The sequence below is a fragment of the Ancylobacter sp. Lp-2 genome (assembly GCF_020523795.1).
Taxonomy (GTDB): domain Bacteria; phylum Pseudomonadota; class Alphaproteobacteria; order Rhizobiales; family Xanthobacteraceae; genus Ancylobacter.
This window is the reverse complement of record NZ_JAJALI010000006.1, coordinates 313,316-321,134: the sequence shown is the minus strand read 5'-3', so window position 1 is coordinate 321,134 and position 7,819 is coordinate 313,316. Positions and strand designations below refer to the sequence as shown.

The 7,819-nt window shown below is 70.4% G+C and carries 6 protein-coding genes and 1 pseudogene; 3 read left to right on the top strand and 4 right to left on the bottom strand.

What is annotated here, in order from left to right:
* A partial coding sequence (locus LGR54_RS25895) for a DUF6600 domain-containing protein (RefSeq protein ID WP_370638220.1) occupies positions 1-1,889 on the bottom strand: 1,889 nt, incomplete at its 3' end.
* A 378-nt stretch (positions 1,890-2,267) separates the two neighbouring features.
* On the opposite strand from LGR54_RS25895, the gene LGR54_RS16900 reads away from it, so the two are divergent.
* Entirely contained in the window at positions 2,268-3,044 is a 777-nt protein-coding gene (locus LGR54_RS16900) for a DUF930 domain-containing protein (protein ID WP_230363141.1), read from the top strand.
* On the opposite strand, the gene LGR54_RS16895 is transcribed toward LGR54_RS16900, so the two are convergent.
* The 3 genes and pseudogenes from LGR54_RS16895 to pabB all read right to left on the bottom strand — a co-directional run bounded on the left by LGR54_RS16895 (position 3,022) and on the right by pabB (position 6,015).
* Positions 3,022-3,855, bottom strand: a complete 834-nt coding sequence (locus LGR54_RS16895) for an aminotransferase class IV (protein WP_230363140.1) — start codon at positions 3,853-3,855, stop codon at positions 3,022-3,024. The two genes, LGR54_RS16900 and LGR54_RS16895, sit on opposite strands and share 23 nt — an antisense overlap.
* 155 nt (positions 3,856-4,010) lie before the next feature.
* Positions 4,011-4,574: pseudogene (locus LGR54_RS16890) on the bottom strand (aminodeoxychorismate/anthranilate synthase component II); the annotation flags it as partial.
* A 28-nt stretch (positions 4,575-4,602) separates the two neighbouring features.
* Positions 4,603-6,015: an aminodeoxychorismate synthase component I gene (gene pabB, locus LGR54_RS16885; protein ID WP_230363139.1), complete on the bottom strand. Its 1,413-nt coding sequence runs from the start codon at positions 6,013-6,015 to the stop codon at positions 4,603-4,605.
* A 238-nt stretch (positions 6,016-6,253) separates the two neighbouring features.
* On the opposite strand from pabB, the gene LGR54_RS16880 reads away from it, so the two are divergent.
* Together LGR54_RS16880 and LGR54_RS16875 are read left to right on the top strand one after the other, a co-directional pair.
* Complete coding sequence (locus LGR54_RS16880) at positions 6,254-7,237, top strand: tripartite tricarboxylate transporter substrate binding protein BugD (RefSeq protein WP_370638219.1); 984 nt, start codon at positions 6,254-6,256, stop codon at positions 7,235-7,237.
* 92 nt (positions 7,238-7,329) lie between these two features.
* Positions 7,330-7,815 (top strand): tripartite tricarboxylate transporter TctB family protein, encoded by a 486-nt coding sequence (locus LGR54_RS16875; protein ID WP_230363138.1) that lies wholly within the window; start codon positions 7,330-7,332, stop codon positions 7,813-7,815.
* Positions 7,816-7,819: the final 4 nt, after the last annotated feature.

Here is a 7,819-nt window from a genome sequence, read left to right as displayed (position 1 = left end):
TCCATCTGCTGGCGGCGCTGGTCCTGTTGCTGCTGGCGCTGCTGATCGGCCTGCTGACGGCGTTGGTCCTGCTGCTGGCGCTGCTGGTCGCCCTGCTGACGCCGCTGCTCCATCTGCTGGCGGCGCTGGTCCTGTTGCTGCTGGCGCTGCTGATCGGCCTGCTGACGGCGTTGGTCCTGCTGCTGACGCTGCTGGTCCTGCTGCTGCCGACGTTGCTCCTGCTGTTGGCGTTGCTGATCGGCCTGCTGGCGACGCTGGTCCATCTGCTGACGCTGCTGGTCCTGCTGCTGCCGACGTTGCTCCTGTTGCTGGCGCTGCTGATCGGCCTGCTGGCGGCGTTGGTCCTGCTGCTGGCGCTGCTGGTCAGCCTGCTCCCGCCGCCGCTGCTCCATCTGCTGCCGTTGCTGGTCCTGCTGCTGACGCTGCTGATCGGCCTGCTGACGGCGTTGATCCTGCTGACGGCGCTGGTCCATCTGCTGGCGTTGCTGCTCCTGCTCGACGCGGCGGCGCTCGATGTCCTGCTGCTGATTGGCACGCAGCTGGTCCGGACGCTGGCCGGGCGGCTGGCCGGGGCGAGGCGCCACCGCATCGGGGCGGGCACCCGGCGGCAGGCCGGGCCGGGGCGTGGGCATATCCGGGCGAGCATCGGGGCGGGCGTCGGGACGCGCCCCCGGCGGCATGCCCGGGCGCTGACCGGGAACGGCGTCCGGGCGGGCATTCACCCGCTCCGCCCGGGTGCGCTGCTCGTCGCGGATGCGGTCCATCTGCTGGCGGCGCTGGTCCACCGCCTGCCGGCGTTCGCGCTCCAGTGTGTCGGCGCGCGAATCGGCCTCGCGGCGCAGCTGGCGGATGCGGTCGCCGCGGTCGCGCTCGATGCGGTCGAGGTCGCGGCGGTAGCCGTCCGGGTCGCCATACCGGCGCTCGCGCAGTTCGCGCCGCTGCTCCGGCTCCAGCGCGCCCAGGAGCGCCGCCGAAGGCGCGAACAGGCCGGCCGGGCCGCCCATGTTGCGGTCCTCGCGGACATATTGCCGGATGAGCGGGCGGCGGCCGGGATCGATCTGGCGCTCATAGCGCGGCGGCGGCGCGTAGCGGTCGCCGAAGGCGATGAACGGCGCGAAGATCGCCAGCGTGCCGGCGTTGTAGAACAGCTCGTCCTGGCGATCGACATAGACAACCTCGCGCGAGACCATGCGCTCGCGGATCGGCGGGCCGTAGACATCGGCGCCGAAGCCGCGATTGACGTAGTAGCCGTCATTCCAGCTCGGCTCGTAATAATCGGGCGCCGCCCGCAGATAGCTGCCGATGGCAGGGATCGGCGCGACATAGGGCGAGAGGTCCTCCTCGCCCATGTAGCGGTCCTCGACGAACACCCAGCTTTCCGCCACCGGCGGCGCATAGGCGACGGGGCGGCCGACGGCGTAGCCGGCGCGGTCGGGGGCGATCGGCGCCCAGCCGGTGCGTCCGCCGCCGCGGCGCCAGGTCACCCAGGCCGGCGCCCAGGTGTCGCCGGGCACCCAGAACCAGCCATAGGCCGGGTCATAACCCCAGCGGCCGTAATGATAGGTGGCCCAGCCGAACGGCTCGTAGGATTCCCAGTACCAGCCATAGGCGTCCGTCCACACCCAGCGCCCTTCCTGGTAGGGCCGCCAGCCCGGCCCGACATTGTTGGGCACGAACACGTACTGGTAGTCGGGATGCTGGACCCAGGAGCCGTAGTCGCCGAGCTGGTCGTAGAACACGTTGACGTCGAGGCTGGCGCCTCCCTGTGGCGGCCCGGCCTGCGCCAGCCGCACCGGCGCGTTCTGGGCGGTGGCCGGCAGCGTCGCGGCGGTGGCGAGCAGGCTCGCGGTCAGGCCCATGGCGAGCAGCGGGCGGTTGAGGCGAAGCATGTACGTACCTCGTACTAACGGATGCGAAGTGTAAGTTAACGTCGTTCGTTTGGAAAAGTTGCAGATGGGAAATTGTCAGGAGATCTGTTGGCGGGAGTAGTCTTGTAGGTCGAAGGATAATGTCGAAATCATGACTTCGAACTCCCAGCGAATTTTTACGGTATCCGTGCGATTCCTCTGAGGTTGCTAGGTATCAAATGGGTCGGAAATACGGATCGCCGCGACACCGGGGCTGCGATCTGCTGCGTACTCTCGTCGCGCCCGCCGATGGGACGAGGCCGTGCCGGCGCCCGCTTGAACAGGCTCCGCCATAATGCTGCCCGCCCGGTCGGGAATGGCTGGGGCGGTATCGGAGACCCCTCGAATGGCGCCGCCCGCATGATGGCTGCCCCCACGCTCGCCCCCGTGGCTGCCGCTGTCGATGCTCCGCGCGTCGAGCTTGCCGCGCTGGACGCGCCGTTCCCGCCTTCCGCCCATGCGCGGCGGGGCGTGGCGGCGTTGCGGCTCGTCGGGGCGCTGGCGCTGCATCTGGCGGCGCTGCTGTTGGTGCTGCGGATGACGGTGATGCCGTCGCCGGAGCCGGTGGAGGGGCCGGCGGTGGAGACCGAGGTGATCAGCGCTCGCGATTTCGACCGCCTACGCGGTGTCGCGCCGGCACCTCCCGCGCCCGACATTCCCGCTTCCACGCCTTCCGCTGCCTCGACACCTCCCGCCTCCGAGCCGGTGCCCGCCACGCCGTCGCCCGTCACCCCCGCGAATCGGCCGGACGATATGATCCGCCCGACCCGCATGCTGTCGGAGCAGGCGCTGGCCGATCCGCGCAGCCGGGCGACGCGACGGGCGCTCGCCACGCTGGCGGAGGAGGAGCGCATCGCCCAGCTCTGCGACCTCGAGGCGATGGAGCAGATCCACGCCTGGCAGCCCGGCTACCAGCCCGACCGCCTGGTCGATTACGCCCGCGCCGACACCCGCATGCGCGGCAACAGCCTGGTTGCCGGCGGCGGCGCCTTCCGCAGCCATCTGAAATGGTACGAGGTTTCGTTTTCCTGCGATCTCGACGCCGGGCTGCGCCGGGTGGTCGGCTTCGCCTTCAAGGTCGGCGCGCCGATCCCGCGTCAGGACTGGACGTCGCTCAACCTGCCGGCGGTCCACTGAGCGCCACGCCGCATTCGGCGATGACCCGCCGCCCCAGCTCGGCCATCAGCGCGTCGATCGCCCACCAGTCGGTGCCGAGTGGCTGGCCGTCGAGCGCGGTGGCCGGACGCAGGAAGCGCACGCTGTTGGTGAGGAACACCGCGTCGGCGCCGGCGAGTTCGACCTCGGCGAGCGGGCGCTCCTCCACCACTAGGCCGAGCGCGGGGGCGGTCTCGCAGACGAGCCCGCGCAAAATGCCCGGCAGGCAGCCCTCGGTGAGGGGCGGCGTCGCCAGCCGGTCGCCGGTCACTGCGAACACATTGGCGATGGTGGTGCAGGCGACCCGCCCGCGCGTGTTGAGGATCAGCGCGTCGTCCGCTCCTGCCTCGGCGGCCTGCCGGGCGGCGAGGATGGCGTCGAGATAGCCGAGCGTCTTGAGGTTGGCGGTCGGCGAGAACTCGTTGCGCCGCCCGGCGGCGGTGACGAGGCGCGCCGGCTGGCCGAGCAATGCCGGGCTCCACGGTGCCGTCGTCACCACCAGCGTCGGCTGGCCGACGCTGGCCGGCCACAGGCCGCGCGCGGCGGTCCCGCGCGTCACCGTGGTGCGCAGGATGGCGGGCGCCGGTGTCAGCGCCGCGTCGAGCGCCGCCTCCACCCGCTGGCGTTCGAGAACGATGCCGATGGCGGCGCAGGCGGCGAGCAGCCGCTCGACATGCCCGGCGCGGGCGAACACCACGCCGCCCAGCGCCAGCGCGGTGTCGAACACCCCGTCGCCAAGGGTGAAACCCCGATCCTCGACGCTCACGCAGGATGCATCGGCGGTCGCGCTCACGCGAGATCCATCGCTTGTCGCGCTCACGCGACATGCCCTCCGCGCCAGCCTTCGGTCTGCGGCAGCACCAGCGGGGCGGCGGGCGAGGGCGCGGGCGTCTCGGTCCATCCGGTCGGCGACAGCCGCGTGCCGGGCACCGCATGCGGCGTCCTCACGCGCGCCAGCTTGAGGAAGTTCTCCATCAGCCGGTAGCCATGTTCGGTCAGCACGGATTCCGGGTGGAACTGCACGCCATAGGTCGGGTGCTCGCGATGGGCGAGGCCCATGATCTCGCCATCGGCGCTCCAGGCGGTCGCCTCCAGCGGCCCGGCCGGATCGAGGTCCACCGCCAGCGAATGGTAGCGCCCGGCGGCGAAAGGCGAGGGCAGGCCGGCGAACACGTCGCTGCCGCGATGGGTGACGGCGGAGGGGCGTCCGTGCATCGGCTCCTTCGCCCGCCGCACCCGCCCGCCCAGCGCCTGGGCGATGCACTGATGGCCGAGGCAGATGCCGAGGATCGGCACGGTGCCGGACAATTGCCGGATCGCCTCCAGCGAGACGCCGGCCTCGTTCGGCGCGCAGGGGCCGGGCGAGATGACCAGCGCCTCCGGCTGGCGCGCCGCCAGCGCGGCAGCGCTCACCTCGTCGTTGCGCAGCACCTCTACCTCGGCGCCGAGCTCGACGAGGTAGCGCGCCACGTTGAAGGCGAAGCTGTCATAATTGTCGATGAGGACGATCATGTCATCGCTCCCATGTTGCGGCTCCGCCTCATCGCCCGTCCGGCCGGAAGGCGCGGAACAGGCGCTCGGCCTTGGTCAGGCTCTCGCGATATTCCGCCGCCGGGTCGGAGAGCAGGGTGATGCCGCCGCCCACCCCGAAGCGGGCCTCGCCCTTCTCCAGCGTCACGGTGCGGATGGCGATGTTGAGGTCGGCGGTGCCGTCGAAGCCGAGATAGCCGATGGAGCCGCAATAGACGCCGCGCGGCATGCCCTCCAGCTCGCGGATGATCTCCATGGCGCGGATCTTCGGCGCCCCGGTGATCGAACCGCCGGGGAAGGAGGCGGCGATCAGGTCGAGCCCGTCGCGGCCGGTCTCCAGCGTTCCGGTCACCACCGAGACGAGGTGATGCACATTGGCATAGGTCTCCAGCCCGCACAGTCGCGGCACCTTCACCGTGCCGGGACGGCACACCCGCGAGAGATCGTTGCGCAGCAGGTCGACGATCATCACGTTCTCGGCGCGGTCCTTCTCGCTGGCGACCAGCTCGCGGCCGCGAAAGGCGTCGAGCGTCGGCTCCACCGAGCGCGGCTGCGTGCCCTTGATCGGGCGGGCCTCGACCTCCAGCCCGTCCCCGGCGGCGCGGAGCGCCAGGAAGCGCTCGGGCGAGGAGGAGGCGATGGCGCGTCCCTCGCTGAGGATCAGCGCCGCGAAGGTGGCGGGGTTGGCGGTGCGCAGCCGCTCATAGATGGCGAGCGGGTCGACCTTGCCGAGCCGGGCGCGGAACTGCTGGGTGAAGTTGGCCTGGAAGATGTCGCCGGCGCGGATATAGGCGATCACCTGTGCGACCGCCGCCTCATAGCCGGGGGCGTCGAAATTCGACGTCCAGTCGACCGCCGGCAGCGCGGTGTCGAGCGGCGGCAGCGGGGCTTTCAGCGCCGCGCTCATCTGCGCCATGCGCTCGCGGGCACGGGCGAGCCGCGCCTGCGGCTCGGTCTCGGGCCAGCCGGTGGAGATGAGGTAGGTGCGCCGGCCGACGAGGTCGAAGGCCAGCACGACGTCGTAAAAGCCGAGATCGATCTCCGGACCTTCGCCCGGCTCGGGACGCGGGGTGGGGAAGCGGTCGAACAACCGGCCGGCCTCATAGGCGAAGGTGCCGATGGCGCCGCCCTGGAAGGGGGCGTCGCAGGGCAGGGGCCCCTGGGCGTAGAGCGCCATCCGGCGGCGCAGCGCCTCCATCGGCGCGCCGTCCTCGGGCACGCCGTTCCAATTGGCGATACCGCCCTCGACGCGGAAGCGGCCGAACGGATCGGCCGCCACGAAGGACCACCGTCCCAGCTGCGGATGCGCCATGGCGCTGTCGAGGAAGGCCAGCCCGTCGAACGCCGCCGCCAGCCGCCGGGCGGTGTGCCAGGGTTCGGCGTGGCCGATCGAGACGGCGAGTGGGGGCGGCTCCTGAATCATGGGCGGAATATGGGGCCTTGCCGGCGCAGTTCCTAGCCGCCGCGTGCGGGCTGGCCTATTGGTCGCAAGTGGCGCTCTAATGCATCAGTGGCGTAAACATCTTGAGAATAGGCCCAAAAGCGAGCTTGACGGTGAGGCAGCCGGATGATGGCCTAGCCGGAACAAAAAGGCGCTGCCGGGCAGGGACGGCGCCAGCGACAATAACGCGACCCAATAATCGTTCTGGAGGAACGCCAAGATGACATGGAAGACCGTCGCCGCGGGTTTCGCGGCTCTCGCTCTCGGGCTGATGCCGCTCGCCGGGGCTCAGGCGCAGGACTATCCCAACCGCGCCATTTCGATGATCGTGCCGTTCGCGGCCGGCGGCCCGACCGACACCGTCGCGCGGTTGATCGCCGAATCCATGTCGCGCAGCCTGGGCCAGCAGATCGTGGTGGAGAATGTCGGCGGCGCCGGCGGCACCCGCGGCGCCGGCCAGGTCGCCAAGGCGACGCCGGACGGCTACACGGTCCTGCTGCATCACATTGGCCAGGCCACCTCGGCGACGCTCTACCGCAAGCTGCCCTACAACGTGTTGACCGACTTCGAGGAAGTCGGCCTCGTCACCGACGTGCCGATGACCATGATCGCCAAGTCCTCGCTGGAGCCGAAGGACATCGCCGCCCTGGTCGCCTATGTGAAGGCGAACAAGGACAAGGTGATCTACGGCAATGCCGGCGTCGGCTCCGCCTCGCATCTGTGCGGCATGCTGTTCATGTCGGCGCTCGGCACCCCGATGACCACCGTGCCGTATCAGGGCACGGGCCCGGCGATGAACGACCTCATCGGCGGCCAGATCGACCTGATGTGCGACCAGACCACCAACACCACCGGGCAGATCAAGGCCGGCAAGGTGAAGGCCTATGCCGTCACCACCAAGGAGCGCCTCAAGGCGCTGCCGGACGTCCCCACCATGCAGGAAGGCGGGGTGAAGGACTTCGAGATCGCCGTCTGGCACGGCATGTACGCGCCGAAGGGCACGCCCCCGGCGGTGGTCGCCAAGCTGAACGCGGCGCTGAAGCAGGCACTGCAGGATCCCAAGGTGATCGCCCGCTTCGCCGACCTCGGCACCGAGCCGGTCTCGCAGGACCGCGCCACGCCGGAAGTGCACAAGGCCTTCGTCGCTTCCGAAGTCGCCAAGTGGAAGCCGGTCATCGAGCAGGCCGGCGTCTTCGCCGACTGATCCCGCTTTCCTTAACGTCATTCCCGGCCGTCCATCTTCCCCTGGGGTAGGTGGCCGGACGGGTGTCGCCTCTTTTCTCCGCGAGGTTCCGCATGGGTCGCTTTGTCCGAAGCCCGAAGGACGTCGTCACCGGGTTGTTGCTCATCTTCTTGGGCGCCTGGTTCGCCTGGCTCGGATCCGATCTGCCGATCGGTCGGGCGATCCGGATGGGACCCGGCTACTTCCCGCTCGTCCTGTGCGGGATTCTGGCCGCACTTGGCCTCATCATACTTCTCACCGGTCTCGCTTTCGGCGGTGATGCGGAGGCCGACGAGGACGCCCGGCGGATCGCGATCCCCTGGCAGGGGCTCGCGCTGATCACCCTGTCGGTGGTGGTGTTCGGCCTCGCGGTGCGCCCGCTGGGGCTCGGCCCGGCGATGGGGCTGGCGGTGTTCATCTCCGCGGCGGCGAGCCGGCGATTCTCGCTGCGGAGCGGCGCGCTCATGGCGGCCATCATGGTCGCCTTCGCCTGGGCGGTGTTCATCAAGGGCCTCGGCCTGCCGCTCCCCATGCTCGGCCCGTGGCTCGGCGGCTACTGATCGG

Coding starts and splice junctions, on each gene's coding strand:
- LGR54_RS16900 (WP_230363141.1), top strand. CDS start 2,268: ATGATGGCTGCCCCCACGCTCGCCCCCGTGGCTGCCGCTGTCGATGCT.
- pabB (WP_230363139.1), bottom strand. CDS start 6,015: ATGATTCAGGAGCCGCCCCCACTCGCCGTCTCGATCGGCCACGCCGAA.
- LGR54_RS16880 (WP_370638219.1), top strand. CDS start 6,254: ATGACATGGAAGACCGTCGCCGCGGGTTTCGCGGCTCTCGCTCTCGGG.
- LGR54_RS16875 (WP_230363138.1), top strand. CDS start 7,330: ATGGGTCGCTTTGTCCGAAGCCCGAAGGACGTCGTCACCGGGTTGTTG.